The sequence below is a fragment of the Pseudomonas sp. NyZ480 genome (genome assembly GCF_029537255.1).
Taxonomy (GTDB): Bacteria; Pseudomonadota; Gammaproteobacteria; order Pseudomonadales; family Pseudomonadaceae; genus Aquipseudomonas; species Aquipseudomonas taiwanensis.
In genome coordinates this window covers 4,439,208-4,464,198 of record NZ_CP120626.1, presented here as the reverse complement: position 1 = coordinate 4,464,198, position 24,991 = coordinate 4,439,208, and the positions used below count along the sequence as shown (strand labels likewise).

Annotated in this window: 28 protein-coding genes and 1 tRNA gene; 24 read left to right on the top strand and 5 right to left on the bottom strand. The window is 62.0% G+C overall.

Annotation, left to right across the window (positions count from 1 at the left end):
• Nucleotides 1-11: 11 nt before the first annotated feature.
• The 4 genes from P3R38_RS20525 to P3R38_RS20510 all read right to left on the bottom strand — a co-directional run bounded on the left by P3R38_RS20525 (nucleotide 12) and on the right by P3R38_RS20510 (nucleotide 2,691).
• Nucleotides 12-899 (bottom strand): bestrophin family ion channel, encoded by an 888-nt coding sequence (locus tag P3R38_RS20525; RefSeq protein ID WP_023382244.1) that lies wholly within the window; start codon nucleotides 897-899, stop codon nucleotides 12-14.
• A gap of 183 nt (nucleotides 900-1,082) precedes the next feature.
• On the bottom strand, nucleotides 1,083-1,562 hold the full coding sequence (locus P3R38_RS20520) for a GNAT family N-acetyltransferase (protein ID WP_023382242.1): 480 nt from the start codon (nucleotides 1,560-1,562) through the stop codon (nucleotides 1,083-1,085).
• Between the two features lie 84 nt (nucleotides 1,563-1,646).
• The gene (locus P3R38_RS20515) at nucleotides 1,647-2,300 is read right to left on the bottom strand and encodes a trypsin-like peptidase domain-containing protein (RefSeq protein ID WP_027906609.1); all 654 of its coding nucleotides are present in this window, start codon (nucleotides 2,298-2,300) and stop codon (nucleotides 1,647-1,649) included.
• Between the two features lie 306 nt (nucleotides 2,301-2,606).
• Nucleotides 2,607-2,691, bottom strand: a tRNA-Leu gene (locus P3R38_RS20510).
• Between the two features lie 107 nt (nucleotides 2,692-2,798).
• On the opposite strand from P3R38_RS20510, the gene queA reads away from it, so the two are divergent.
• The 6 genes from queA (at nucleotide 2,799) to P3R38_RS20480 (ending at nucleotide 8,863) form a co-directional block, all read left to right on the top strand.
• Nucleotides 2,799-3,848 (top strand): tRNA preQ1(34) S-adenosylmethionine ribosyltransferase-isomerase QueA, encoded by a 1,050-nt coding sequence (queA, locus tag P3R38_RS20505; protein WP_023382224.1) that lies wholly within the window; start codon nucleotides 2,799-2,801, stop codon nucleotides 3,846-3,848.
• Nucleotides 3,849-3,862: 14 nt separating this feature from the next.
• Nucleotides 3,863-4,978 (top strand): tRNA guanosine(34) transglycosylase Tgt, encoded by a 1,116-nt coding sequence (tgt, locus tag P3R38_RS20500; protein ID WP_162144435.1) that lies wholly within the window; start codon nucleotides 3,863-3,865, stop codon nucleotides 4,976-4,978.
• 42 nt (nucleotides 4,979-5,020) lie between these two features.
• The gene (gene yajC, locus P3R38_RS20495; RefSeq protein ID WP_023382222.1) at nucleotides 5,021-5,356 is read left to right on the top strand and encodes a preprotein translocase subunit YajC; all 336 of its coding nucleotides are present in this window, start codon (nucleotides 5,021-5,023) and stop codon (nucleotides 5,354-5,356) included.
• Between the two features lie 63 nt (nucleotides 5,357-5,419).
• Entirely contained in the window at nucleotides 5,420-7,282 is a 1,863-nt protein-coding gene (gene secD / locus P3R38_RS20490) for a protein translocase subunit SecD (RefSeq protein WP_023382221.1), read from the top strand.
• A 10-nt stretch (nucleotides 7,283-7,292) separates the two neighbouring features.
• Entirely contained in the window at nucleotides 7,293-8,201 is a 909-nt protein-coding gene (gene secF / locus P3R38_RS20485) for a protein translocase subunit SecF (RefSeq protein ID WP_023382220.1), read from the top strand.
• Between the two features lie 119 nt (nucleotides 8,202-8,320).
• The gene (locus P3R38_RS20480) at nucleotides 8,321-8,863 is read left to right on the top strand and encodes a glycine zipper 2TM domain-containing protein (RefSeq protein ID WP_023382219.1); all 543 of its coding nucleotides are present in this window, start codon (nucleotides 8,321-8,323) and stop codon (nucleotides 8,861-8,863) included.
• Between the two features lie 98 nt (nucleotides 8,864-8,961).
• On the opposite strand, the gene suhB is transcribed toward P3R38_RS20480, so the two are convergent.
• The gene (gene suhB, locus P3R38_RS20475; protein WP_023382218.1) at nucleotides 8,962-9,780 is read right to left on the bottom strand and encodes an inositol-phosphate phosphatase; all 819 of its coding nucleotides are present in this window, start codon (nucleotides 9,778-9,780) and stop codon (nucleotides 8,962-8,964) included.
• A 151-nt stretch (nucleotides 9,781-9,931) separates the two neighbouring features.
• On the opposite strand from suhB, the gene trmJ reads away from it, so the two are divergent.
• The 18 genes from trmJ to bamB all read left to right on the top strand — a co-directional run bounded on the left by trmJ (nucleotide 9,932) and on the right by bamB (nucleotide 24,976).
• Nucleotides 9,932-10,702 (top strand): tRNA (cytosine(32)/uridine(32)-2'-O)-methyltransferase TrmJ, encoded by a 771-nt coding sequence (gene trmJ, locus P3R38_RS20470; protein ID WP_023382217.1) that lies wholly within the window; start codon nucleotides 9,932-9,934, stop codon nucleotides 10,700-10,702.
• A 3-nt stretch (nucleotides 10,703-10,705) separates the two neighbouring features.
• On the top strand, nucleotides 10,706-11,491 hold the full coding sequence (cysE, locus tag P3R38_RS20465) for a serine O-acetyltransferase (RefSeq protein WP_023382216.1): 786 nt from the start codon (nucleotides 10,706-10,708) through the stop codon (nucleotides 11,489-11,491).
• Between the two features lie 179 nt (nucleotides 11,492-11,670).
• A complete protein-coding gene (iscR, locus tag P3R38_RS20460) occupies nucleotides 11,671-12,162 on the top strand; it encodes a Fe-S cluster assembly transcriptional regulator IscR (RefSeq protein WP_023382215.1) in 492 nt (163 codons plus the stop codon).
• A 54-nt stretch (nucleotides 12,163-12,216) separates the two neighbouring features.
• Nucleotides 12,217-13,431 carry an IscS subfamily cysteine desulfurase gene (locus P3R38_RS20455; RefSeq protein ID WP_023382214.1) on the top strand — a complete coding sequence of 405 codons (1,215 nt, stop codon included), beginning with the start codon at nucleotides 12,217-12,219 and terminating at the stop codon, nucleotides 13,429-13,431.
• Nucleotides 13,432-13,477: 46 nt separating this feature from the next.
• Nucleotides 13,478-13,864 carry a Fe-S cluster assembly scaffold IscU gene (gene iscU, locus P3R38_RS20450; protein WP_007929523.1) on the top strand — a complete coding sequence of 129 codons (387 nt, stop codon included), beginning with the start codon at nucleotides 13,478-13,480 and terminating at the stop codon, nucleotides 13,862-13,864.
• A 32-nt stretch (nucleotides 13,865-13,896) separates the two neighbouring features.
• On the top strand, nucleotides 13,897-14,220 hold the full coding sequence (gene iscA, locus P3R38_RS20445; protein ID WP_003257854.1) for an iron-sulfur cluster assembly protein IscA: 324 nt from the start codon (nucleotides 13,897-13,899) through the stop codon (nucleotides 14,218-14,220).
• An 8-nt stretch (nucleotides 14,221-14,228) separates the two neighbouring features.
• Nucleotides 14,229-14,750 carry a co-chaperone HscB gene (gene hscB, locus P3R38_RS20440; protein ID WP_023382213.1) on the top strand — a complete coding sequence of 174 codons (522 nt, stop codon included), beginning with the start codon at nucleotides 14,229-14,231 and terminating at the stop codon, nucleotides 14,748-14,750.
• Between the two features lie 42 nt (nucleotides 14,751-14,792).
• Nucleotides 14,793-16,655, top strand: coding sequence for a Fe-S protein assembly chaperone HscA (hscA, locus tag P3R38_RS20435; RefSeq protein WP_023382212.1), 1,863 nt, complete (start codon nucleotides 14,793-14,795; stop codon nucleotides 16,653-16,655).
• 3 nt (nucleotides 16,656-16,658) lie between these two features.
• Nucleotides 16,659-17,000 (top strand): ISC system 2Fe-2S type ferredoxin, encoded by a 342-nt coding sequence (fdx, locus tag P3R38_RS20430; RefSeq protein WP_023382210.1) that lies wholly within the window; start codon nucleotides 16,659-16,661, stop codon nucleotides 16,998-17,000.
• A gap of 10 nt (nucleotides 17,001-17,010) precedes the next feature.
• Complete coding sequence (gene iscX / locus P3R38_RS20425; protein WP_023382209.1) at nucleotides 17,011-17,211, top strand: Fe-S cluster assembly protein IscX; 201 nt, start codon at nucleotides 17,011-17,013, stop codon at nucleotides 17,209-17,211.
• Nucleotides 17,212-17,300: 89 nt separating this feature from the next.
• Nucleotides 17,301-17,732, top strand: coding sequence for a nucleoside-diphosphate kinase (gene ndk / locus P3R38_RS20420; protein ID WP_023382208.1), 432 nt, complete (start codon nucleotides 17,301-17,303; stop codon nucleotides 17,730-17,732).
• A 24-nt stretch (nucleotides 17,733-17,756) separates the two neighbouring features.
• Nucleotides 17,757-18,902, top strand: coding sequence for a 23S rRNA (adenine(2503)-C(2))-methyltransferase RlmN (rlmN, locus tag P3R38_RS20415; RefSeq protein ID WP_027906606.1), 1,146 nt, complete (start codon nucleotides 17,757-17,759; stop codon nucleotides 18,900-18,902).
• A 14-nt stretch (nucleotides 18,903-18,916) separates the two neighbouring features.
• Nucleotides 18,917-19,678, top strand: a complete 762-nt coding sequence (pilW, locus tag P3R38_RS20410; protein ID WP_023382206.1) for a type IV pilus biogenesis/stability protein PilW — start codon at nucleotides 18,917-18,919, stop codon at nucleotides 19,676-19,678.
• The gene (locus P3R38_RS20405; RefSeq protein ID WP_023382205.1) at nucleotides 19,675-20,724 is read left to right on the top strand and encodes a RodZ family helix-turn-helix domain-containing protein; all 1,050 of its coding nucleotides are present in this window, start codon (nucleotides 19,675-19,677) and stop codon (nucleotides 20,722-20,724) included. The genes pilW and P3R38_RS20405 overlap by 4 nt, the downstream gene beginning before the upstream one ends.
• Before the next feature lie 3 nt (nucleotides 20,725-20,727).
• Entirely contained in the window at nucleotides 20,728-21,837 is a 1,110-nt protein-coding gene (ispG, locus tag P3R38_RS20400; RefSeq protein WP_023382204.1) for a flavodoxin-dependent (E)-4-hydroxy-3-methylbut-2-enyl-diphosphate synthase, read from the top strand.
• 24 nt (nucleotides 21,838-21,861) lie between these two features.
• A complete protein-coding gene (gene hisS, locus P3R38_RS20395; RefSeq protein ID WP_023382203.1) occupies nucleotides 21,862-23,151 on the top strand; it encodes a histidine--tRNA ligase in 1,290 nt (429 codons plus the stop codon).
• A 39-nt stretch (nucleotides 23,152-23,190) separates the two neighbouring features.
• On the top strand, nucleotides 23,191-23,832 hold the full coding sequence (locus P3R38_RS20390) for a tetratricopeptide repeat protein (RefSeq protein WP_027906603.1): 642 nt from the start codon (nucleotides 23,191-23,193) through the stop codon (nucleotides 23,830-23,832).
• A gap of 1 nt (nucleotide 23,833) precedes the next feature.
• Entirely contained in the window at nucleotides 23,834-24,976 is a 1,143-nt protein-coding gene (gene bamB, locus P3R38_RS20385; protein ID WP_277687233.1) for an outer membrane protein assembly factor BamB, read from the top strand.
• Nucleotides 24,977-24,991: the final 15 nt, after the last annotated feature.

The following is a 24,991-nucleotide window of genomic DNA, read 5'->3' as shown; positions in this document are numbered from 1 at the left end:
CAAGCCGGCGCCTACACCCGTTCCCCGCGCTGCGCCTCGCGCTGCATCGATTCCAGGTTCCGCTCGATCGTTTCGCAGATGGTGTCCATCTGGATTTGGTGCTCGCTGAACTTGAACGGGCTCTGCAAGTCGGTGCCGATACGCTCGATGGCCAGCAACATGAACCCCACTACCGTCGACGCCAGGGGCGTGAACCACCCCAGCGATTCCACCAGCCCGATTGGCACGATCAGGCAGAACAAGGTGATGAACAGCCGTGGGAAATACACATAGGGGTAGGGCAGGGGCGTGTTGGCGATTCGTTCCATGCCGCCCTGGGCATTGGAGAGGTCCACCAGGGTGGACTCCAGCCGCGCCAGACGGATGCTGTCCAGGCGGCCAGCCTGGTATTCCCTGGCCAACAGGGTTGCCGAACCGCTGAGAATATCGTTGGCGAAATTGTTGGAACGGTTGCGCCGCTCGAACTCGTCCAAGGGGATGAACGCCATCAGTTCATCCGGGCAGGCCTCGCCCTTCAAGTGTGCCGCCAGGCAGTTGACGTAGGCGATGTGCCTGCGCAGCAGGGTTGCCTTGGCCGGGTTCAGGCCCTCCGTGGGGTCGTCGATCAAAGTCAGCGTCTGCCGGGCAAAGCTGCGAGAGCTGTTCACCAACGCGCCCCAGAGTGTCCTGGCCTCCCACCAGCGGTTATAGGCACTGCTGTTGCGAAAACTCACCAGCACCACCAGCGCCGAACCCAGCAGGGTCAGCGGGATCAGTGGCAGGGTGAACTTGCTGTTGAAGAACAGCATGAAGTCGATGGTGACCAGCACATCCCAGATCAGCAGCCAGAACAGCGACCAACCGATGTAACCGAAAGTCTTCACCACCAGGCGGTACTGGCGGGCGATGAGGTTCTTCACACGCGCTACCTCGAAACGTGGGCGATGCAGGTTCGGACGTCGAGGAGAAGGGAAGGTTCGCTGTAACGGGACCAAGGGTTTTAGGCGCTGTATGAAAAGTCTTGCTACTCGGTGAGGCTGCGTTGAAAACAGCCTGACCTTCGTCTCAAGACTTTTCACGCAGAGCCTGGCAAAGGTGAAGGGTCAACCTATCACTTGCTTCATTTGCACCAGCGCCACCCGCTTGCCATCCGGGGTGTGCCGTTCTTCGATTGCGAAGGGCGCGAAACCAAGCGATGGATAAAGCAGCAGGCCCGCGGTGTTGTGGTTGAAGCACGACACCCACACCTCCCGCGCCGCGAATTGTTCGCGGGCCAGATCGACCATGCGTTGCACCAGATAGCGCGCCACCCCTCGGCCACGCGCCGCCGGCGCCACGACGACATTGCCCAATGCGCAAACCCCGCCCCTTTCTGCCTTGTAGAAGTTGGCGAAGCCCAGAACCACGCCCTCGCCCTCGACCACCGTCGAGCCACTGCGCTGGGCGATGGCGTCGCTCAACTGAGCAGGTGTCAGCGGGTAGCTGGCCTTGGGGAACATGTAGAACAGTTCGTCCGGACCTTGGGGGAAACAGCAGATGACGGGTATATCGGCGGTTTGCGCGGGGCGATGTGTCAGGAGCATGGGGCAGCGTTCCTTACTGATGATTGCTCATGGTCCGTCATCTTCCATCGGTGGCGCCGATCGGACAAGCTGCCCCTGAACGCTTTAGCCTCCTGGGTTGGCGGTTGCCACATAGCCTTTGATGGCTGGCGGCGTCGCGCGAGGATTGGCCTTGCGCGCCTGCAGGTACTGGAAACGTCGCCATTCCTTGGCAATTTCGCTGTAGGACATGAACACACTGACGCGCTCACGCCCGGCCAGGTCCGGCCGGCTCTGCGCGTCGATCTGCTTCGTGGGGATGAACGCGACGCTGATACCCACCACCTTGCCGTCTCCAGCAAACACCGGGCCGCCAGACATGCCCTTGACCATCGGCCCGTCGTGTACCGAATAAAACACACTGCCTGGCGTACCTTCCAGGCGTACCAGCGATGGCAGGGCATGACCGGTGCCCTGAACGGGGACCATGAAGCTGTTGAAACCTACCGCCGTGACCGACTCGCCCGGCACATACTGGCGCCAGGTGGGAACCTGCGCCGCCTTGTGCTTGAAGAACACCACGTCGCCGAGGCCTTCGTGGACCACGTTGCGCAGGAAGGGCGTGTGTTTGGCGGTTACCGCATAGTCTTCATTCCACTGAATGGCCGAGGCCATCAGCAGCATCGGCAGCGGAGCACCTGAGGTGACCACGAAAGCCTGGTCGTAGACGGGATCTGAGACGTAGGAGGTTGGCATTCCATTGCACCCACTGAGCAGCATCATTGCAGCCAGGCAGGGCGCGGTTTTTTTCATGGCACACACAGAGGTGGAAAAACGGGAGCGCAACTATGGCCAGATGACATCATTCGATCAATGCTTTCTGCGTATATCCGACGAATAACATCCTAAGTAGAGGCTTGGCTGCTGGCCAATAGAATCCAGGCATGGCTGCAGGCGGCACAGTCGTTGGCGTGGCGCCAATTAATGGCGTGTCATTGGCAGGTTTGGTGCGGTAGCAAGGGTACAGGGCAGGAGCCTGGTTACAGGCACAAAAAAACCGACCATAAGGTCGGTTTTCTTCGGATTTGGTGCCCCGAGGGAGACTCGAACTCCCACTCCTTTCGAAAACGGATTTTGAATCCGCCGCGTCTACCAATTCCGCCATCAGGGCGTGTGGCGCGCAGTATAGAGAGGTGTCTTGGGTCGGTCAATCGTGTTTCATAGTCAATTTTCACACATTGGGCTAAACTTTGCGGCCCTGTCGAACCGAACACCATCATGCGCGTCGCCGATTTTTCTTTCGAACTCCCCGATTCCCTGATCGCTCGTCATCCGCTGGCCGAGCGCCATGGTAGCCGTCTGCTGGTCCTCGATGGACCTAGCGGGGCGCTGGCGCACAAGCAGTTCCCCGATCTGCTCGACTACCTGCGCCCTGGCGACCTCATGGTATTCAACAATACCCGGGTGATCCCGGCGCGGCTGTTTGGCCAGAAGGCTTCCGGCGGCAAGCTGGAGGTGCTGGTAGAACGGGTGCTCGACAGCCACCGGGTTCTGGCCCATGTGCGCTCCAGCAAGGCGCCAAAGGCCGGCTCGCTGATCCTCATCGACGGTGGTGGCGAGGCCGAGATGGTCGCGCGCCACGAAACGCTGTTCGAACTGCGCTTCACCGAAGAGGTGCTGCCGTTGCTTGAGCGGGTAGGGCACATGCCGTTGCCGCCCTACATCGACCGCCCGGACGAAGGCGCCGACCGTGAACGCTACCAGACTGTGTATGCCGAGCGTGCGGGCGCGGTAGCGGCACCCACTGCCGGGCTGCACTTCGACGAAGCGTTGTTGGAAAAAATCGCCGCCAAAGGCGTGGAACGGGCCTTCGTCACCCTGCACGTGGGGGCGGGCACCTTCCAGCCAGTGCGGGTCGACAAGATCGAAGACCACCACATGCACAAAGAGTGGCTTGAGGTGAGCCAGGAGGTGGTCGATGCCATCGATGCCTGCCGTGCGCGCGGTGGCCGAGTGGTGGCGGTCGGTACTACCAGCGTACGTTCGCTGGAAAGCGCGGCCCGCGATGGTGTGCTCAAGGCTTTCAGCGGCGACACCGATATCTTCATCTACCCAGGCCGTCCCTTCCATGTGGTCGACGCCCTGGTCACCAATTTCCACCTGCCGGAGTCCACGCTGCTGATGCTGGTCTCGGCCTTCGCCGGTTACCCCGAAACCATGGCCGCCTACGCGGCGGCGGTCGAGCAGGGGTACCGCTTCTTCAGTTACGGTGATGCCATGTTCATCACCCGCAATCCGGCGCCACGCGGCCCAGAGGATCAAGCATGAGTCGCACCTGTCGAATGTCCTTCGAACTGCTGGCCACCGACGGCAAGGCCCGTCGTGGCCGTCTGACCTTCCCACGTGGCACGGTGGAAACCCCGGCGTTCATGCCGGTGGGTACCTATGGCACGGTCAAGGGCATGCTGCCGCGTGACATCGAGGCCATCGGCGCCGAGATCATCCTCGGCAATACCTTCCACCTGTGGCTGCGTCCAGGTACCGAGGTGATCAAGAAGCACAACGGCTTGCACGATTTCATGCAGTGGAAAGGCCCTATCCTCACCGACTCCGGTGGTTTCCAGGTATTCAGCCTGGGTGCCATGCGCAAGATCAAGGAAGAGGGCGTGACCTTCGCCTCGCCGGTGGACGGCTCCAAGGTGTTCATGGGCCCTGAAGAGTCCATGCAGGTCCAGCGCGACCTGGGTTCGGACATCGTCATGATCTTCGACGAGTGCACGCCGTATCCGGCCGAGCACGACGTGGCGCGCACCTCCATGGAGCTGTCGCTGCGCTGGGCCCAGCGATCAAAGAACGCCCATGGTGACAACACAGCGGCACTGTTCGGCATCGTCCAAGGTGGCATGTACCAGGACCTGCGCATGCGCTCGCTGGAAGCGTTGGTCAACATCGACTTCGACGGCCTTGCCATTGGCGGCCTGTCGGTGGGCGAACCGAAGCACGAAATGATCAAGGTGCTGGATTACCTGCCGGCGCAGATGCCTGCTGACAAACCTCGTTACCTTATGGGGGTAGGCAAACCGGAAGATCTCGTTGAGGGTGTGCGCCGCGGCGTCGACATGTTCGACTGCGTGATGCCGACGCGCAACGCGCGTAACGGCCATCTGTTCGTCGATACAGGGGTGATCAAGATCCGCAATGCGTTCCATCGCCACGATGATTCGCCGCTGGACCCGACCTGTGATTGCTACACCTGCACCAACTTCTCCCGTGCCTATCTCCATCACTTGGACAAGTGCGGCGAAATGTTGAGCAGCATGCTGAATACCATCCACAACTTGCGCCATTACCAGCGCTTGATGGCCGGTTTACGCGAGGCTATTCAACAGGGTAAATTGGCCGCCTTTGTCGACGCCTTTTATGCCAAACGCGGGCTGCCTGTGCCGCCTTTGGACTGACTGTTCGCTCTTATTATTAAAACTTAGCAACTGGAGTGCCCAATGAGCTTCTTGATTCCCGCCGCTTACGCGGATGCTGCTGCACCTGCCGCCGGCCCCGCCGGTACTGGCTTCGAGTGGATTTTCCTGGTTGGCTTCCTGGTCATCTTCTACCTGATGATCTGGCGTCCTCAGGCCAAGCGTGCCAAGGAGCAGAAGAACCTGCTGAGCAACTTGCAGAAAGGTGACGAAGTTGTCACCAACGGCGGTATCGCTGGCAAGATCGTCAAGGTTTCCGATGATTTCGTGGTTCTGGAAGTTTCCGACAACGTCGAGCTGAAGTTCCAGAAGGGCGCCGTGGCTGCGACCCTGCCAAAAGGTACGCTCAAGGCTATCTGAGTTACCGTTTTTTCTTACCAGTCGGGGCGCGCAACGCGCCCCGCGTCTTGAACGGGCGGCGTGATGCTGAACAAATACCCTCTGTGGAAATACGCACTGATCGTGCTGGTACTGGCGATCGGCTTTATTTATTCCGCTCCCAACCTCTACCCGGATGATCCGGCGGTGCAGATCAGCGGCGCCAGTTCCGCGCTGCACGTGAGCCAGGCCGACCTGGACCGCGCTACCAAGGCGCTGGCCGATGCCGGCATCGCCGTCAAGGGCGCGAGCCTGGGCGAAAAGGGCAGTGGTCTGGTGCGTCTGACCAACCAGGAAGACCAGCTTCCAGCCAAGGATGTGGTACGCAAGGTACTGGGCGATGAGTACGTCGTGGCCCTGAACCTGGCGCAAACCACCCCGCAGTGGCTGCGCAACCTGGGTGCAAGCCCCATGAAGCTCGGCCTGGACCTGTCCGGTGGTGTGCACTTCCTGCTGGAAGTGGACATGGACAAGGCCATGACGGCCCGCATGAAGGTCTACGAAGGCGAGGTGAAGACCTTGCTGCGCAAAGAGCGCATCCGCTACCGCAGCCTGCCGCAGCAGGATGGCGGGATCATGCTGGGCTTCGCTGACGATGCTACCCGCGAGCAGGCACGTGTCCTGATCCGCAAGAATTTCAATGATTTCGACCTGACCACCACCGAGCGCAACGATGTCGCGGTGCTGCGTCTGGCGCTGACCCAGGCGAAAGTCGCCGAGATCCGCGAATACTCGATCAAGCAGAACCTCACCACCGTGCGCAACCGCGTCAACGAGCTGGGCGTGGCCGAGCCGCTGGTACAGCGTCAGGGCGCCAACCGTATCGTGGTCGAGCTGCCAGGCGTGCAGGACACTGCCGAGGCCAAGCGTATCCTGGGTAAAACCGCCAACCTCGAGTTCCGCTTCGGTGCCGAACCCGGTGCCTCCAAGGCCACTACCGAGGTCTTCGAGTTCCGCGAAGGCGGTCGTTCCGCTGCAGTCGAGCGGGGTCTGATCATCACCGGTGACCAGGTGACCGATGCCCAGGCCAGCTTCGACGAGCATGGCCGTCCACAGGTGAACATTCGCCTTGATGGCCATGGTGGTGAACTGATGAGCCGTGCTACGCGCTCCAATGTCGGGCGCAGCATGGCGGTGATCTTCATCGAGCAGAAGCCGGTCACTCGCTACGAGAAGCAGATGGTCGACGGCGTTGAGAAGGACGTCGCGGTCCAGACCTTCAAGGAAGAGAAGAAGATCATCAGCCTGGCGACCATCCAGTCGCCTCTGGGCAGCCAGTTCCGCATCACCGGCCTCAATGGCCAGGGCGAATCTTCCGAGCTGGCGCTGCTGCTGCGTGCCGGTGGTCTGGCCGCGCCGATGTACTTCGCTGAAGAACGTACCATTGGCCCGAGCCTGGGTGCCGACAACATCACCAAGGGTATCGATGCGTCCCTGTGGGGCATGCTGTTCGTCTCGCTGTTCATCATCGCCATCTATCGCGCTTTCGGTGTGATCGCCACCATCGCCCTGGCGGGCAACATGGTGCTGCTGTTGGCCCTGATGTCGCTGCTGGGCGCGACCCTGACCCTGCCTGGTATCGCCGGTATCGTGTTGACCATGGGTATGGCGGTGGACGCCAACGTGCTGATCTTCTCGCGTATTCGTGAGGAGCTGAATGCCGGCATGTCGGTGCAGCGTGCCATTCACGAAGGTTTCAACCGCGCCTATACCGCGATCATCGACGCCAACCTGACCAGCCTGCTGGTGGGTGGCATCCTGTTCGCCATGGGCACTGGCCCGGTCAAGGGCTTCGCGGTCACCATGTCCCTCGGGATTTTCACCTCGATGTTCACCGCCGTCATGGTGACCCGCGCCATGGTCAACCTGACCTGCGGCGGGCGTGACATCAAGAAGCTGTGGGTTTGAGGGAGCTGCGATGAAAACCATCAACTTCATGGGCGTGCGCAATGTCGCGTTCGCCATCACTGTGCTCCTCACCGTACTGGCACTGTTCAGCTGGTGGCAGAAGGGTCTCAACTTCGGCCTGGACTTCACTGGCGGTACGCTGATCGAGCTGACCTACGAGCGCCCCGCCGACCTCAAGGCCGTCCGGGCAGAGCTGGTCGATTCGGGCTTCCACGAAGCCGTGGTGCAGAGCTTCGGCGCCACCACCGATCTTTTGGTGCGTATGCCGGGCGATGACCCGCAGCTGGGCAACAAGGTGGCTGCCGCCTTGCAGAAGGCTGGCGGCGACAACCCGGCGACCGTCAAGCGCGTCGAGTTCGTCGGCCCGCAGGTGGGTGAAGAGCTGCGCGACCAGGGCGGCCTGGGCATGCTGCTGGCCTTGGGCGGCATCCTGATCTACCTGGCCTTCCGCTTCCAATGGAAGTTCGCGGTCGGTGCCATCGTTTCGCTTATCCACGACGTCGTGGTGACCCTGGGCATCCTGTCGTTCTTCCAGATCACCTTCGACCTGACGGTGCTGGCGGCCGTGCTGGCGATCATTGGTTACTCGCTGAACGACACCATCGTCGTGTTCGACCGGGTGCGTGAGAACTTCCGGGTGATGCGCAAGGCCTCGCTGATCGAGAACATCAACGTCTCGACTACCCAGACCCTGTTGCGCACCATCGCCACGTCGGTATCGACCTTGCTGGCGATCGCGGCCCTGCTGTTCTTCGGTGGCGACAATCTCTTTGGCTTCTCGCTGGCGTTGTTCATCGGTGTCATGGCCGGTACCTATTCGTCGATCTACATCGCCAACGTGGTGCTGATCTGGCTGAATCTGAGCAGTGAAGACCTGATTCCGCCTGCCAAGACCGAGGGTGTGGACGACCGTCCTTAACGATCGATCTTTCGCCATCCGGCACCTCAAAAGGCGCGAGTGTTGAACTCGCGCCTTTTTTTTCGTTCCAAGGCAGGGAGAAGGCGGGTGAGTCCCGCGGGTACGATCAGGAGGTTCACGTGAACAAATCAATGCTGGTGGGTGCAGTTCTGGGTGCTGTCGGTGTTACCGCCGGAGGTGCTGTGGCGACCTACAGCTTGGTGAACAAAGGCCCCGAGTATGCTCAAGTCACCGACGTTCAGCCGATCAAGCAGCAGGTGAAAACGCCGCGAGAGGTCTGCAAGGACGTGGCGGTAACCCGTCAGGCTCCGGTCAAGGACCAGCATCAGATCGCCGGTACCGTAGTCGGTGCCATTGCCGGTGGCCTGCTGGGTAACCAGATCGGGGGTGGTACCGGCAAGAAGATCGCCACCGTGGCCGGTGCGGTCGGTGGTGGCTATGCCGGTAACAAGGTGCAGGAAGGTATGCAGGAGCGCGACACCTACACCACCACCCAGACGCGCTGCAGCACGGTGCATGACGTCAGTGAGAAGGTGGTCGGGTACAACGTGACCTATTCCATCGGTGACAAAGTGGGTCGGGTGAAAATGGATCACGAACCTGGCTCGACCATTCCGGTGGACAAGAATGGCCAGCTGATCCTGAGCGACGCCCAGCAGTAAGAGGGGCTCAGGTCGGCGCGGTTCACCTAGTCAGCGCCGCTGCTACAGGCACAAAAAAAGCACCCCTCGGGGTGCTTTTTCGTGCGTGCAATGCGCGCTTAACGCTTCATGTGCTCTGGCAGGTGCGGCTGGATGGCTGTCAGTACCGCCTTGAAGCACTTGATGTTGCCGGCAACGATGTGGCCTTTGTCGAGGAAGTCGTGGCCACCGTTGAAGTCGCTTACCAGGCCGCCTGCTTCCTGGATCAGCAGTACGCCTGCTGCCATGTCCCACTCGGACAGGCCCGACTCCCAGAAGGCGTCGAAGCGGCCGGCGGCTACATAGGCGAGGTCCAGGCTGGCGGAGCCAGCGCGGCGGATGCCGGCGGTCTGGCCGGTCAGCGCGCGGAACATCCCCAGGTAGTTGTCCATGTCGGCCATCTGGTTGTCACGGAACGGGAAGCCGGTACCCAGCAGGGCGCCTTCCAGGCTGGTGCGCGAGCTGACGCGCAGGCGGCGGCCATTGAGTTGGGCGCCACGGCCACGGCTGGCGGTGAATTCTTCCTGGCGCACAGGGTCGACGATTACGGCATGCTCCAGGCGACCACGGTATTTGCAGGCAATGCTCACGGCGAAGTGAGGGATGCCGCGCAGGAAGTTGGTGGTGCCGTCCAGTGGATCGATGATCCACAGGTAGTCCTTGCCTTCTTCGCCGGTACCCGCGTGCAAGCCGGTCTCTTCACCCTGGATGGAGTGGTTCGGGTAGGCCTTGCGCAGGGCATTGACGATGGTTTGCTCGGCGGCGCGATCGACCTCGGAGACGTAGTCCTTGGCCTCTTTCTCATCGACTTTGATGCTGTCCAGGCGTTCGATGGAGCGGAAAATCAGTTCACTGGCGCTGCGAGCGGCGCGCAGGGCGATATTCAGCATAGGCTGCATGGGAGGGTCACCTGGAGATGTTAAAGAAGAAAGCCGATCATTCTAGCAGAAAACTTTGGCGGCAGAAGTGTCACATTTGCTTTCATGGCGTTACGCTGGTCGGTTCTGTAAGATCGTTACCCCCCAAACCTGCATCTGAGAGCACAACACCTTGCTGCAAAATATTCGTGTTGTTCTGGTCAATACCAGCCACCCCGGCAACATCGGCGGCGCTGCGCGTGCCATGAAAAACATGGGCTTGTCGCGTCTGGTGCTGGTGCAGCCAAAAGAGTTCCCGGCGGTCGATGCCACCGCCCGCGCCTCCGGCGCCGACGATGTGCTGGACAATGCCCAGGTGGTCGACAGCCTCGAGCAGGCGTTGGTCGGCTGCAGCCTGGTCATGGGCACCAGTGCCCGTGAGCGCAGCATCCCGTGGCCGTTGATCGATCCCCGCGAGTGCGGGGCCAAGGCGGTGGAGCATGCCCGCGGTGGCGAAGAGATCGCCCTGGTGTTCGGGCGCGAGCACGCCGGCCTGACCAACGAAGAACTGCAGCGATGTCACTTCCACGTGCACATTCCGTCGAACCCCGACTTCAGCTCGCTGAACCTTGCTGCCGCCGTCCAGGTGCTCTCCTATGAAGTGCGCATGGCCTGGCTGGCGGCAGAGGGTGCGCCCTCGAAAGTCGAGAAGTTCGAAGCCAACTCGCTGCGCAGCAACGAGCTGGCGACCATGGACGAGATGGAGCTGTTCTATGAACACCTGGAGAAAACCCTGGTGGACATCGGCTTCCTTGACCCTGAGAAGCCCAAGCACCTGATGCCACGCTTGCGTCGGCTGTATGGGCGCAGCGCGGTCAATCGTTCGGAAATGAGCATTTTGCGCGGCATCCTCACCGAGACCCAGAAGGTCGCACGGGGCGAGCCGCATAAGCGGAAGGACTGACAGATGTTCGAGCGTCTGCGTGAAGATATCCAAAGCGTTTTCCACCGTGACCCTGCGGCGCGCAATGCCTTCGAGGTGCTCACCTGCTACCCGGGCATGCACGCCATCTGGCTGCATCGGCTCGGGCATGCCCTTTGGAAGCGCGATTTCAAGTGGCTGGCTCGCCTGGTTTCGAATTTCGGCCGCTGGATGACCGGGATCGAGATCCACCCGGGGGCGACCATCGGTCGGCGCTTTTTCATCGACCATGGCATGGGTATCGTGATCGGCGAAACCGCCGAGATCGGGGATGATGTGACGCTGTACCAGGGCGTGACGCTGGGTGGCACCAGCTGGAACAAAGGCAAGCGCCACCCGACGCTGGAGAACGGTGTCGTGGTGGGGGCTGGCGCCAAGGTGTTGGGACCGTTCACTGTCGGGGCAGGGGCCAAGATCGGCTCCAATGCGGTGGTGACCAAGGCGGTGCCGGCCGGTGCGACCGCCGTGGGTATTCCGGGGCGTATCATCGTCAAGTCCGACGACAACGAAGTCGAGGCCAAGCGCAAGGCCATGGCCGAAAAGATCGGCTTCGATGCCTATGGCGTCAGTGGCGACATGCCGGACCCGGTGGCCCGCGCCATCGGTCAGATGCTCGACCACCTGCAGGCGGTCGACGACCGCCTGGAAGGCATGTGCGGTGCCTTGACCAAGATGGGCAGCGACTACTGTGCCACGAAGTTGCCGGCCCTGCCCGATGACGACTTCGCCGAGATCGTGCAGCCGGCCCAGCGCGACACTCAGCCGCATTGATCGCGCCAGGCTGAAGGCATACTGATACATGGGGCGTGTGCTCACGCCCCATTGCTGCTACAATCGCGCCCGCCTCCCGCATGCAAACCCGACTAAAGCAGTAGGTCTAATAGTTGACTTAAATGCTCGGGAATCGCATACTCGCTCACATCCTGTAACTCCCGTGGTACCCATTAGCCATGCGACTGACTACCAAAGGCCGATACGCCGTGACCGCCATGCTTGACCTGGCGTTGCACGCGCAGCATGGGCCGGTGTCTTTGGCCGACATTTCCGAGCGCCAGGGCATTTCCCTCTCTTATCTGGAACAGCTGTTCGCCAAGCTGCGCCGCAGCAGTCTGGTTTCCAGCGTGCGCGGCCCAGGCGGCGGCTACCAGCTGTCGCGGGGCATGGAAACCATCCAGGTGGCCCAGGTCATCGACGCGGTCAACGAATCGGTCGATGCCACCCGTTGCCAGGGCCTGGGGGATTGCCATGCCGGCGACACCTGCCTGACCCACCACTTGTGGTGTGACCTCAGCCAGCAGATCCACGAATTCCTCAGTGGCATCAGCCTGGCCGACCTCGTCATGCGCCGAGAGGTGCAGGAAGTCGCCCAGCGCCAGGACCTGCGCCGTGTCGTAGGCCGTTCCGCCCAGCTGGACAAGATTGAGACGTCCGCCGTCGACTGACCTGATTGACCCGACAGCGACGAGCGACGCCAACCGCCTGATAGGAGATACCCAATGAAGTTGCCGATCTACCTCGATTACTCCGCGACCACGCCGGTCGACCCACGCGTTGCCCAGAAAATGGCCGAGTGCCTGCTGGTCGACGGGAACTTCGGTAACCCGGCGTCGCGCTCCCACGTCTTTGGCTGGAAAGCCGAGGAAGCGGTTGAGAACGGCCGTCGCCAGGTTGCCGAGCTGATCAACGCCGACCCGCGCGAGATCGTCTGGACCAGTGGTGCCACCGAGTCCGACAACTTGGCGTTGAAGGGCGTTGCGCACTTCTATCAGACCAAGGGCAAGCACATCATCACCTCCAAGATCGAGCACAAGGCGGTCCTGGATACCGCTCGCCAGCTCGAGCGTGAAGGCTTCGAGGTCACCTACCTGGAGCCGGGCGAAGACGGTATCGTCACCCCGGCCATGGTCGAGGCGGCCCTGCGCGACGACACCATTCTGGTCTCGCTGATGCACGTCAACAACGAAGTTGGTTCGATCAACGACATCGCCGCGATCGGCGAACTGACCCGCTCTCGCGGCGTGCTGTTCCACGTCGATGCTGCCCAGTCGGCAGGCAAGGTCGAAATCGACCTGCAGAAGCTGAAGGTCGACCTGATGTCCTTCTCGGCCCACAAGGTCTACGGGCCCAAGGGTATTGGCGCACTGTACGTCAGCCGCAAGCCGCGCGTGCGCCTGGAAGCCATCATTCACGGCGGTGGTCATGAGCGCGGCATGCGTTCGGGTACCCTGCCGACCCACCAGATCGTCGGCATGGGCGAAGCCTTCGCCATCGCCAAGCAGGAAATGGCCACCGAGAATGCGCGCATCAAGGCCCTGAGCGACCGCTTCTTCAGCCAGGTCTCCGACCTCGAAGAGCTGTACGTCAACGGCAGCCGCACCGCTCGCGTGCCGCACAACCTGAACCTGAGCTTCAACTACGTCGAAGGCGAGTCGCTGCTGATGTCGCTGAAGGACATCGCCGTTTCGTCCGGTTCGGCCTGCACCTCCGCTTCGCTCGAACCGTCCTACGTCCTGCGCGCCCTGGGCCGCAACGACGAGCTGGCGCACAGCTCGATCCGCTTCTCCTTCGGTCGTTTCACCACTGAAGAAGAAGTCGACTACGCCGCGCAGAAAGTCTGTGAAGCGGTAAACAAACTGCGTGAGCTGTCGCCGCTGTGGGACATGTACAAAGACGGCGTTGACATCTCCAAGATCGAGTGGGCCGCCCACTAAGCAGTCGCCGGCAAGAGCGGCTCCCTGATGAGGAAGGAATTGCACCATGGCATACAGTGAAAAGGTCATCGACCACTACGAAAACCCACGCAACGTCGGCAAGATGAACGCCGAGGACCCGGATGTCGGGACTGGCATGGTCGGCGCTCCCGCGTGCGGTGACGTGATGCGTCTGCAGATCAAGGTCAACGAGCAAGGCATCATCGAAGATGCCAAGTTCAAGACTTACGGCTGCGGTTCGGCCATCGCTTCCAGCTCCCTGGCCACCGAGTGGATGAAGGGCAAGACCCTGGACGAAGCCGAAACCATCAAGAACACCCAGCTGGCAGAAGAACTGGCGTTGCCGCCGGTCAAGATCCACTGCTCGGTACTCGCCGAAGACGCCATCAAGGCCGCCGTTCGCGATTACAAGCAGAAGAAAGGCTTGATCTAAGCCGCCTGTTGCACGGTTAGTAAGGAGTTCCGATGGCTATCAGCATGACAGAAGCCGCCGCCAACCACGTGCGGCGTTCCCTCGAAGGGCGCGGCAAGGGCGAGGGCATCCGCCTGGGCGTGCGCACCACCGGCTGCTCGGGTCTGGCCTATGTGCTGGAGTTCGTCGACGAGTTGGCTGACGAAGACCAGGTGTTCGAGAACCACGGCGTCAAGGTGATCATCGATCCCAAGAGCCTGGTCTACCTCGACGGCACCGAGCTGGACTTCGTCAAGGAAGGGTTGAACGAAGGCTTCAAGTTCAACAACCCCAACGTGCGCGGTGAGTGTGGCTGCGGCGAAAGCTTCAACGTCTGAGGCTGGCCGTGGGTACTCCTTGTCATTTCGCGCTGTTTGACCTCCAGCCCTGCTTCCGCCTGGACCTCGACAAGTTGGCCACTCGCTACCGCGAGCTGGCCCGTGAGGTGCATCCGGACCGCTTCGCCGACGCTTCCGAGCGGGAGCAGCGGGTGGCGCTGGAGAAGTCCGCAACCCTCAACGACGCCTACCAGACCCTGCGCAGTGCGCCACGTCGAGCCCGCTACCTGCTGGCCATCAGTGGTCACGAAGTGCCCCAGGAGGTCACGGTCCATGACCCCGACTTCCTGTTGCAGCAGATGCAGTGGCGCGAAGAACTCGAAGAGCTGCAGGACGAAGCCGACCTCGACGGTGTCGCCGTGTTCAAGAAGCGCCTCAAGGCTGCCCAGGACACGCTGAACGAGGATTTCGCCGCCTGCTGGGATGTGCCTGCCGAGCGCGACAAGGCTGAACGCCTGATGCGCCGCATGCAGTTCCTCGACAAGCTCGCCCAAGAAGTGCGCCAACTGGAAGAGCGCCTCGACGATTAACCCGGTGTCTCCCGTGATGACGCCTAAGGTATTCAGATAAGCATGGCCCTACTGCAGATCGCCGAACCCGGTCAAAGCCCGCAACCTCACCAGCGTCGCCTGGCGGTGGGTATCGACCTGGGTACCACCAATTCTCTGGTCGCTGCCGTGCGCAGCGGTCGCAGCGAGCCTCTGCCCGATGCGCAGGGTAATGTCATCCTGCCTTCCGCCGTGCGCTACCTCGATGGCCGTAGCGAAGTCGGCCTGGCAGCGCGCGAGGCGGCCTCCAGCGATCCACTGAACACCGTGCTGTCGGTCAAGCGCCTGATGGGGCGCGGCCTGGCCGACGTCAAGCAACTGGGCGAGCAGCTGCCGTACCGCTTCGTCGGCGGCGAGTCGCACATGCCGTTCATCGACACGGTCCAGGGGCCGAAGAGCCCGGTGGAAGTCTCCGCCGACATCCTCAAGGTGCTGCGCGAGCGAGCGGAAGCCACCCTGGGTGGCGAGCTGGTAGGGGCGGTGATCACCGTGCCGGCCTACTTCGACGATGCCCAGCGCCAAGCCACCAAGGACGCCGCCAAGCTGGCCGGCCTGAACGTGCTGCGCCTGCTCAACGAGCCCACTGCCGCGGCGGTGGCCTACGGCCTGGACCAGAAAGCCGAAGGCCTGGTGGCCATCTATGACTTGGGTGGCGGTACCTTCGATATCTCCATACTTCGCCTGACCGCAGGTGTTTTCGAGGTGCTGGCGACCGGTGGCGATACCGCCCTGGGCGGCGATGACTTCGACCATGCCATTGCAGGCTGGATCATCGAGCAGGCCGGCCTGTCCGCCGACCTCGACCCGGCCACCCAGCGTCAGCTGCTGCAAAGCGCCTGCGCTGCCAAGGAGGCCCTGACCGATGCCGACGTGGTCAGTGTCAGCCACGGCGCCTGGCAAGGCGAGCTGAGCCGCGCTGCATTCGAAGCCATGATCGAGCCACTGGTCGCCCGCAGTCTCAAGGCTTGCCGCCGCGCCGTGCGTGATAGTGGCGTTGAGCTCGACGAGGTCGGTGCCGTGGTCATGGTAGGCGGTTCCACCCGCGTTCCGCGCGTGCGCGACGCCGTCGGTGCACTGTTCGGCCGTACGCCGCTGACCTCTATCGACCCTGACCAGGTGGTGGCCATCGGTGCTGCCATCCAGGCCGATACCCTGGCCGGTAATCGTCGCGAGGGTGGCGAACTGCTGTTGCTGGACGTCATCCCGCTGTCCCTTGGGCTTGAGACCATGGGCGGGCTGATGGAAAAGGTGATTCCGCGCAATACCACCATCCCGGTGGCTCGCGCCCAGGAATTCACCACCTACAAAGATGGCCAGTCGGCGATGATGATCCACGTCCTGCAGGGCGAGCGCGAGTTGATCAGCGACTGTCGCTCCCTGGCGCGCTTCGAGCTGCGTGGAATCCCGGCCATGGTCGCCGGTGCGGCGAAGATCCGCGTCACCTTCCAGGTCGACGCCGATGGCCTGCTGAGCGTCGCCGCCCGCGAACTCGGCTCGGGCGTCGAAGCCAGCATCCAGGTCAAACCGTCCTACGGCCTGACCGATGGCGAGATCGCACGCATGCTCAAGGATTCCTTCGAGCACGCCGGTTCCGACAAGCAGGCCCGACAGTTGCGCGAGCACCAGGTCGACGGCGAGCGCCTGCTTGAAGCGGTGCAGGGCGCCCTCGACGCCGATGGCGATCGTTTGCTCAGCAGTGACGAGCGCGTGGCTATCGAGCATCAGATGCAAGAATTGCGTGATTTGCTTAGCGGCACCGATGGCGCGGCCATCGAGCAGCAGACCAAGCGTCTGTCGCAGGTGACCGATGCTTTTGCCGCCCGTCGCCTTGATTCGACGGTCAAAGCCGCACTGGCCGGGCGCAACCTGAATGAGATCGAGGAGTAACCGATGCCACAGGTGATTTTCCTGCCGCACGAGAAGTTCTGCCCGGAGGGGTTGGTAGTGGAGGTGGAGCCCGGGACCAATATCCTGGAACTGGCCCATGAGCACCACATCGAGATGGAAAGTGCGTGCGGCGGCGTGTGTGCCTGCACCACCTGTCATTGCATCGTGCGTGAAGGCTTCGACTCGCTTGAAGAGGCCGACGAGCTGGAAGAGGATATGCTGGACAAGGCCTGGGGTCTGGAGGCGCAGTCGCGCCTGGCCTGCCAGGTGATCGTCGGTGAGGAAGACCTCACCATCGAGATTCCAAAATACTCGCTCAACCACGCCGCCGAAGCACCGCATTGAGGTTTTGCGCATGAGTCTGAAATGGATTGATGTACTTGAGATCGCCATCCAGCTTGCGGAAAGCAAGCCGGACGTCGATCCTCGTTATGTGAATTTCGTCGATCTGCACCGTTGGGTGCTGGCATTGCCAGAGTTCAGCGACGATCCGTCACGCGGCGGTGAGAAAGTGCTCGAGGCCATCCAGGCGGCCTGGATCGAAGAAGCCGACTGAGCGTGTGCTGCAGGTTAGGCAATCCCCTGGAACCCGCGTATAATTCGCGGGTTTAATTTTTCGCAACACTCATTTTTCTGGAGTTTTCCATGGCTGTTCAACGTACTTTCTCCATCATCAAGCCTGACGCCGTCGCCAAGAACGTCATCGGCGAGATCACCACTCGTTTCGAGAAAGCCGGCCTGCGCGTCGTCGCTTCGAAAATGAAGCAACTGTCCAAAGCCGAAGCCGAAGGCTTCTACGCCGAGCACAAAGAGCGCGGCTTCTTCGCTGATCTGGTTGCCTTCATGACTTCGGGCCCGGTCATCGTTCAGGTTCTGGAAGGCGAAAACGCCGTTCTGGCCAACCGTGAGCTGATGGGCGCTACCAACCCGAAAGAAGCTGCTGCCGGCACCATCCGCGCTGACTTCGCCGTTTCCATCGACGAGAACGCCGTTCACGGTTCCGACTCGGAAGCTTCGGCTGCCCGCGAAATCGCTTACTTCTTCTCCGCTACCGAGCTGTGCGACCGCATTCGCTAAGCGAAGCAGGTCTTGGGTGATTCCATGAGTGACATGACTGGCAAGATCAACCTGTTGGGCCTGACCCTCCAGGAAATGGAAAAATTCTTCGAGTCGATCGGGGAGAAGCGTTTTCGTGCCGGTCAGGTCATGAAATGGATTCACCACTTTGGCGTCGACGATTTCGCCGCCATGACCAATGTCGGCAAGGCCTTGCGCGAAAAGCTCGAGGCCGTTGCCGAGATTCGGGCGCCGGAAGTGGTCAGTGAAGACATTTCCGCCGACGGTACCCGCAAGTGGGTGGTCCGCGTTGCCTCCGGCAGCTGCGTCGAGACCGTCTACATCCCTACCGACGATCGCGGTACGCTCTGCGTGTCGTCGCAAGCCGGCTGTGCCCTGGACTGCAGTTTCTGCTCCACCGGCAAGCAAGGCTTCAACAGCAACCTCACCGCCGCCGAAGTCATCGGCCAAGTGTGGCTTGCCAACAAATCCTTCGGGACCGTTCCTGCCAAGATCGACCGCGCCATCACCAACGTGGTCATGATGGGCATGGGCGAGCCTCTGCTGAATTTCGACAATGTCATCGCCGCCATGAAGATCATGATGGATGATCTGGGCTATGGCATTTCCAAGCGTCGTGTCACCTTGTCCACCTCGGGCGTGGTGCCGATGATCGACGAGCTGGCCAAGCACATCGACGTGTCGCTGGCGCTGTCGCTGCACGCGCCAAATGACGAGCTGCGCAATCAGCTGGTGCCGATCAACAAGAAGTACCCGCTCAAGGTGCTGCTGGAGTCGTGCATGGGCTATATGGCCACCCTGGGTGGCAAGCGCGTGCTGACCGTCGAGTACACCTTGCTCAAGGACGTCAACGACCAACCTGAGCATGCCGCGCAGATGATCGAGCTGCTGCGTGACGTGCCGTGCAAGATCAACCTGATTCCGTTCAACCCGTTCCCGCACTCGGGTTACGAGCGACCCAGCAATAACGCCATCCGTCGCTTCCAGGACCTGTTGCACCACGGCGGCTTCAACGTCACCACCCGCACTACCCGGGGCGACGACATCGACGCGGCTTGCGGTCAGTTGGTCGGGCAGGTCAATGACCGCACCCGTCGTAGCGAGCGCTACATCGCCGTCCGCCAGTTGTCTGCCGACAACGAGTTGCAAGACAGCGCCGTGCGCCACTGATTGCGGGCCCGGCCATGAACCTGCGCGCCGCGCTATCGATGCTGACACTTGTGCTGCTGGCCGGCTGTGTGTCGGGCGGCGCGAGCGACCCCTTGGCCAATCGCCAAGGGCGTGCCGAGGCTGGCAAGGCTTACGTGCAGCTCGGACTCGGATATTTGCAACAAGGCTTTGCCGAACAGGCCAAGGTGCCGTTGAGCAAGGCCTTGGCCCTGAATGCCAACGATGCCGACGCCCACGCCGCGCTGGCACTGGTGTTCCAAGCGCAGGGCGAGCCCGCCCTGGCCGAAGCGCATTTTCGCAAGGCCTTGAATGCGCGTGACGGCGACACGCGAATTCGCAACAATTACGGCAGTTTCCTATATGCTCAGCAGCGGTTCGACGAGGCCGAGCAGATGTTTCGCCTGGCCAGTGCCGATAGCCTGTATCCTGAGCGTTCGCGCGTGTACGAAAACCTCGGCCTCACAGCCCTCAGGCTCGACCGTCGCGACCAGGCCCATGCGTATTTGGGCAAGGCCCTGCAACTCAACCCGCGACAACCCAGGGCGTTGTTGGAAATGGCTGAGTTGTCTTACGAAAACAGGCATTATGTGCCGGCCCGGGACTACTACGATCGTTTCAGCCAGTTGAGTGGCCACGACGCCCGCAGCCTGCTGCTGGGCAGTCGCCTTGCCCGCGCGTTCGACGAACGCAACGCACTGGCTGAGCTGGGCGAGCAATTACAACGACTTTATCCCGGTACGCCGGAATATCAGCAATACCTGTCGGAGCAACGATGAAAGCCGCGCATCCCGAAGTAGCAGCAGCGTCTCGCCAAAACCCCGGTGAACTCTTGCGCCAGGCCCGCGAGAACCGGGAATGGTCGCAAGCCGAGGTCGCCCGCAAGCTCAACCTCACGGTCACGTCGCTGAACCATTTGGAAACCGGTGCCTTCGACAAGCTGCCGGGGCATACCTTCGCCCGTGGCTACATCCGTGCCTACGCCAAGCTGATGGACATGGATCAGGCCCCGCTGGTCGAAGCCTTCGATCAGTTCACTGGTACCCACGCCAAGGGCAGTGAAGTGCACTCGTTGGGGCGCATCGAAGAACCGGTGCGCCTGTCGCATAACATCTTGCGCGGGGTCAGCCTGCTGTTGTTGCTGGCCGTCGTCGGCGGCAGCTTCCTGTGGTGGCAGGACCAGGGCAGCCTGCGTGGCAAGGACCTGGCCAAGATCGCGCTGGAGCACGTCGAGGTCGAGAGCGCCGACGGCACCACGCAGATCCACCCGCTGGACGAACCTGAAGACCAGGCGGTTACCGCTGGCGAGCAAGCTGAGAGTGCGCCACTGCCACTGGAGCAGCCCGCCGCCGAGGAGCCTGCGCAGGCCGCCAGCGAGCCAGCCAACCCTGCTGTCGCTGCGACTGCGCCGTCCGCCCAGGCGCCGGTTGTCGCGCCCGCACCCGCAGCAGCCCCGGTCCAGCAAGCGCCGGCCACGGCCGTAGTGCCTGCACCGGTCGCTCCAGTCGTACCTGCCACGCCAGCGGCACCTGTCGCCAGTGCGCCGGCAACCCCCGTGGCCACCCCAGCCGAAGTAGCGGCCGGGAGTGCCAAGGTAGCGATCCAATTCACCGCCGATTGCTGGACGCAAGTTACAGATGGCAACGGCAAGGTGCTGTTCAGCGCCATCAAGCGCAAGGGTGACAGCCTGGAACTGACCGGTAAGCCGCCGTTCGCGGTACGCCTGGGCTTTGCCCGTGGCGCTCAGGTCAGCTACAACGGTCAGGCCGTCGATGTTGCCCCGTTCACCAGTGGCGAGACCGCTCGCCTGAAGTTGGGACAGTAAGTCATGCACGGCGAATCTCCGATCAAACGTCGCGAATCCCGCAAAATCTGGGTCGGCAATGTGCCAGTAGGGGGGGATGCCCCCATCGCGGTACAGAGCATGACCAACACCGACACCAATGATGTCGCTGCCACCGTGGCGCAGATCCAGCGTCTGGTCGATGCTGGCGTCGACATCGTGCGCGTCTCGGTCCCTGACATGGACGCCGCCGAGGCGTTCGGTCGCATCAAGCAGCAGGTCAGCGTGCCGCTGGTCGCCGATATCCACTTCGACTACAAGATCGCCCTGCGCGTGGCCGAGCTGGGTGTCGACTGTCTGCGCATCAACCCGGGCAACATCGGTCGTGAAGACCGAGTGCGCGCGGTGGTGGATGCCGCTCGCGACCGTGGCATCCCGATCCGTATCGGCGTCAACGCCGGCTCGCTGGAAAAGGACCTGCAGAAGAAATACGGCGAACCGACCCCAGCTGCACTGGTCGAGTCGGCCCTGCGCCATGTCGAGCATCTCGACCGCTTGGACTTCCAGGACTTCAAGGTCAGCGTCAAGGCCTCCGACGTGTTCATGGCCGTCGAAGCCTACCGCCTGCTGGCCAAACAGATCATCCAGCCGCTGCACCTGGGTATCACCGAAGCCGGTGGCCTGCGTTCGGGAACGGTGAAATCCGCCGTCGGCATCGGTATGCTGCTGGCCGAAGGTATCGGCGATACCATCCGTATCTCCCTGGCCGCCGATCCGGTCGAGGAAGTGAAGGTCGGTTACGACATCCTCAAGTCGCTGCACCTGCGTTCCCGTGGCATCAACTTCATCGCGTGTCCGAGCTGTTCGCGGCAAAACTTCGATGTGGTCAAGACCATGAACGAGCTGGAAGGGCGCCTGGAAGACCTGCTGGTACCGCTGGACGTCGCGGTGATCGGCTGCGTGGTCAACGGCCCAGGTGAGGCCAAGGAGTCCCATGTGGGGTTGACCGGTGGTACTCCGAACCTGGTCTACATCGACGGCAAGCCCGCGCAGAAGCTGACCAATGACAACCTGGTCGATGAGCTGGAAAAACTCATCCGCCAGAAAGCGGCCGAGAAGGTCGAGGCCGACGCGGCGCTGATCGCCCGCGGCTGATACACAGATTCGTAAGGATTCCCCGTGAGCAAATCGCTGCAAGCCATTCGTGGCATGAACGACATCCTGCCCGAGCAGTCGCCACTGTGGCGTTACTTCGAGGGTACCGTGGCTGGTCTGCTGGACACCTACGGGTACAGCCAGATCCGTACGCCGATCGTCGAGTTCACCGAGCTGTTCAAGCGCTCCATCGGTGAAGTCACCGACATCGTCGAAAAAGAGATGTACACCTTCGAGGACCGCAACGGCGATTCGCTCACCCTGCGCCCCGAAGGCACAGCCGCTTGCGTGCGAGCCGTACTGGAACATGGCATCACCGGCAACGGCCAGGTCCAGAAGCTGTGGTACATCGGCCAGATGTTCCGTCACGAGCGCCCGCAGAAGGGCCGCTACCGCCAGTTCCACCAGATTGGCGTGGAAGTGTTCAACCTGGACGGTCCGGACATCGACGCCGAGCTGATCATGCTCACCTGGCGTCTTTGGGGCCTGCTGGGCATTCAGGATGCCGTCAAGCTGGAGCTCAACAGCCTGGGCACCAGCGAAGCGCGCGCACGTTACCGCGATGCCCTGGTCGAGTTCCTGTCCGCGCGTCTGGACCAGCTGGACGAAGACAGCCAGCGCCGCCTGAAGAGCAACCCGCTGCGCATTCTCGACAGCAAGGACCAGAACACCCAGGCGGTGCTGGTCGATGCGCCAAAACTGGAAGCGTACCTGGACGAGGAGTCCCGTGTGCACTTCGAGGGCCTCAAGGCCCGTCTGGATGCCGCTGGCATTCCGTTCGTAATCAACACCAAGCTGGTGCGTGGCCTGGACTACTACAGCAAGACCGTGTTCGAGTGGGTCACCGACAAGCTCGGCGCCCAGGGCACTGTGTGCGCCGGTGGCCGCTACGACGGCCTGGTCGAACAGATGGGCGGCAAGCCGACCCCGGGCGTTGGTTTCGCCATGGGTATCGAGCGTCTGATCCTGCTGCTGGAGACCCTGGGCAAGGTGCCAGAGTCCATCAGCCGCCAGATCGACGTCTACCTGTGCGCTTTCGGCGACCAGGCCGAACTGGCCGGACTGAAGCTATCCGAAGGCCTGCGTGACCGTCTTCCGGGCCTGCGCCTGGCGGTCAACGCCGGGGGGGGCAGTTTCAAGAGCCAGTTCAAGAAAGCCGACAAGAGCGGTGCGCTGTTTGCGCTGATTCTTGGCGACGACGAGCTCGCGCAGCGCACCATTGGTTTCAAGCCCCTGCGTGGCCAGGGTGAACAACAGAACATTGCCTGGGATGCTCTGGCCGAGCACCTGGAAGCTGCCATCGCGCAAGCGTGAAGCAGTCAAACAGCCGAATTGCTGAAAAGGAGTATTGGGGTGTCGAGTACCGATGATGAAGGCCTGGCCGCAGCCAAGGACTGGTGGAACCGCAACGGCAAGCCGCTGCTGACCGGTGCCCTGCTGGCCGGTGTGGTGGTGTTGGGCTGGAATACCTGGCACAAGTACCAGAACAATCAGTCGCAAGGTGCCTCGGCGCTGTACCAGGCCCTGCTGGAAACCAGTCTGACGCCGAGTGGCCAGCCTGACGCCACCAAGGTGGCGGAATTGTCTGGCAAGCTCAAGAGCGAGTTCGGTGGTACCGCCTACGCCCAATACGGCAGCCTGTTCGTGGCCAAGGTGGCGGTCGAGAGCGGTAAGCTCGACGACGCCGCCGCCGAGCTCAAGAGCGTGATGGACAAACCTGCCGACGCTACCCTGGGTGAAATCGCTCGCCAGCGTCTGGCGCGTGTGCTCGCTGCCCAGGACAAGGCCGAGGAGGCGCTCAAGCTGCTCGATGGCGACGCCGACAAGGCGTTCCTGGCCAGCCGCGAAGAGTTGAAGGGCGACCTGCTGGTGCAGCTGGGTCGTGCCGACGATGCTCACGGCGCCTACGAAAAAGCCAAGGCCGCGCTGTCCGATGACGCCGCGGTCGGTGGCCTGCAATTGAAGCTGGATGACCTGGCCAAAGGGGACGCCTGACGTGATCGGTTGGAAACAAGCAGCAGTGCTGACCCTGGCCGTATTGGCCGCAGGTTGCAGCAGCAATAGCAAGAAGGAACTGCCTCCGGCCGAGCTGACCAAGTTCACCGAGGAAGTGGTGCTGAAGAAGCAGTGGAGCCGTTCGATCGGTGACGGCCAGGGCGAGACGTACAACACCCTGGTGCCGGCCATCGAGAATGACCGCATCTACGCATCCGATGTCAATGGCGAAGTCTTCGCCCTCGACCGCGTCACCGGTGACGTGGTGTGGAAGAAGGATTTGGAGTTGCCGGTTTCCGGCGCTGTAGGCGTAGGCTACGGCCTGGTCATGCTCGGCACGCTCAAGGGCGAAGTCATCGCGCTGGATTCCAGCACCGGTGAGGAGCGCTGGCGCTCGCGCGTTACCAGTGAAGTGCTGGCACCGCCAGCGAACAATGGTGACGTGGTGGTGGTCCAGACCCAGGACGACCGTCTGATCGGCCTCGATGCCGCGACCGGCGACCGTCGCTGGATCTATGAAAGCACTCCGGCGGTGCTGACCCTGCGTGGCACCGGCGCGCCGATCGTGACCAACCGTCTGGCCGTTGCTGGCCTGTCCACTGGCAAAGTCATTGCGGTGGACATCAGCAACGGCGTGCCTGTCTGGGAAAGCCGCGTGGCCATTCCACAGGGCCGTTCGGAGCTGGACCGCGTGGTAGACATCGACGGCGGCCTGCTGCTGTCCGGTGGTACCCTGTACGTCAGCACCTACCAGGGCCGTGTCGCGGGCCTGGACCTGGAAAGCGGTCGCGTGCTGTGGCAGCGCGATGCGTCCAGCTACGTAGGTGTCGCCCAAGGCTTTGGCAACGTCTACGTCAGCGAAGCGTCGGGCACCGTCGAGAGTGTCGACGAGCGTTCTTCCAGCGCGCTGTGGACCAATGACTCCATGGCCCGCCGCCAGTTGTCGGCCCCGGAAGTGTTCTCCAGCTACGTGGCGGTAGGTGATTTCGAGGGTTACCTGCACCTGCTCAGCCAGGTCGACGGCCGTTTCGTCGGTCGCGAGCGAATCGACAGCGATGGCCTGCGCGCCCGACCCCTGGTGGTCGGCGACACCATCTACGTCTTTGGCAACAGCGGCAAGCTCGAGGCACTGACCATCCGCTGAAGCTATGCTCAAGAC

Bases quoted from the DNA above. Each gene is read 5' to 3' on its own strand.
- queA (WP_023382224.1), top strand. From the start codon at position 2,799: ATGCGCGTCGCCGATTTTTCTTTCGAACTCCCCGATTCCCTGATCGCT.
- cysE (WP_023382216.1), top strand. From the start codon at position 10,706: ATGTTCGAGCGTCTGCGTGAAGATATCCAAAGCGTTTTCCACCGTGAC.
- ndk (WP_023382208.1), top strand. From the start codon at position 17,301: ATGGCTGTTCAACGTACTTTCTCCATCATCAAGCCTGACGCCGTCGCC.
- secD (WP_023382221.1), top strand. From the start codon at position 5,420: ATGCTGAACAAATACCCTCTGTGGAAATACGCACTGATCGTGCTGGTA.
- rlmN (WP_027906606.1), top strand. From the start codon at position 17,757: ATGAGTGACATGACTGGCAAGATCAACCTGTTGGGCCTGACCCTCCAG.
- iscA (WP_003257854.1), top strand. From the start codon at position 13,897: ATGGCTATCAGCATGACAGAAGCCGCCGCCAACCACGTGCGGCGTTCC.
- secF (WP_023382220.1), top strand. From the start codon at position 7,293: ATGAAAACCATCAACTTCATGGGCGTGCGCAATGTCGCGTTCGCCATC.
- yajC (WP_023382222.1), top strand. From the start codon at position 5,021: ATGAGCTTCTTGATTCCCGCCGCTTACGCGGATGCTGCTGCACCTGCC.
- ispG (WP_023382204.1), top strand. From the start codon at position 20,728: ATGCACGGCGAATCTCCGATCAAACGTCGCGAATCCCGCAAAATCTGG.
- P3R38_RS20515 (WP_027906609.1), bottom strand. From the start codon at position 2,300: ATGCTGCTCAGTGGGTGCAATGGAATGCCAACCTCCTACGTCTCAGAT.
- iscX (WP_023382209.1), top strand. From the start codon at position 17,011: ATGAGTCTGAAATGGATTGATGTACTTGAGATCGCCATCCAGCTTGCG.
- tgt (WP_162144435.1), top strand. From the start codon at position 3,863: ATGTCCTTCGAACTGCTGGCCACCGACGGCAAGGCCCGTCGTGGCCGT.
- fdx (WP_023382210.1), top strand. From the start codon at position 16,659: ATGCCACAGGTGATTTTCCTGCCGCACGAGAAGTTCTGCCCGGAGGGG.
- iscR (WP_023382215.1), top strand. From the start codon at position 11,671: ATGCGACTGACTACCAAAGGCCGATACGCCGTGACCGCCATGCTTGAC.
- P3R38_RS20405 (WP_023382205.1), top strand. From the start codon at position 19,675: ATGAAAGCCGCGCATCCCGAAGTAGCAGCAGCGTCTCGCCAAAACCCC.
- P3R38_RS20520 (WP_023382242.1), bottom strand. From the start codon at position 1,562: ATGCTCCTGACACATCGCCCCGCGCAAACCGCCGATATACCCGTCATC.
- pilW (WP_023382206.1), top strand. From the start codon at position 18,917: ATGAACCTGCGCGCCGCGCTATCGATGCTGACACTTGTGCTGCTGGCC.
- P3R38_RS20455 (WP_023382214.1), top strand. From the start codon at position 12,217: ATGAAGTTGCCGATCTACCTCGATTACTCCGCGACCACGCCGGTCGAC.
- iscU (WP_007929523.1), top strand. From the start codon at position 13,478: ATGGCATACAGTGAAAAGGTCATCGACCACTACGAAAACCCACGCAAC.
- suhB (WP_023382218.1), bottom strand. From the start codon at position 9,780: ATGCAGCCTATGCTGAATATCGCCCTGCGCGCCGCTCGCAGCGCCAGT.
- hscA (WP_023382212.1), top strand. From the start codon at position 14,793: ATGGCCCTACTGCAGATCGCCGAACCCGGTCAAAGCCCGCAACCTCAC.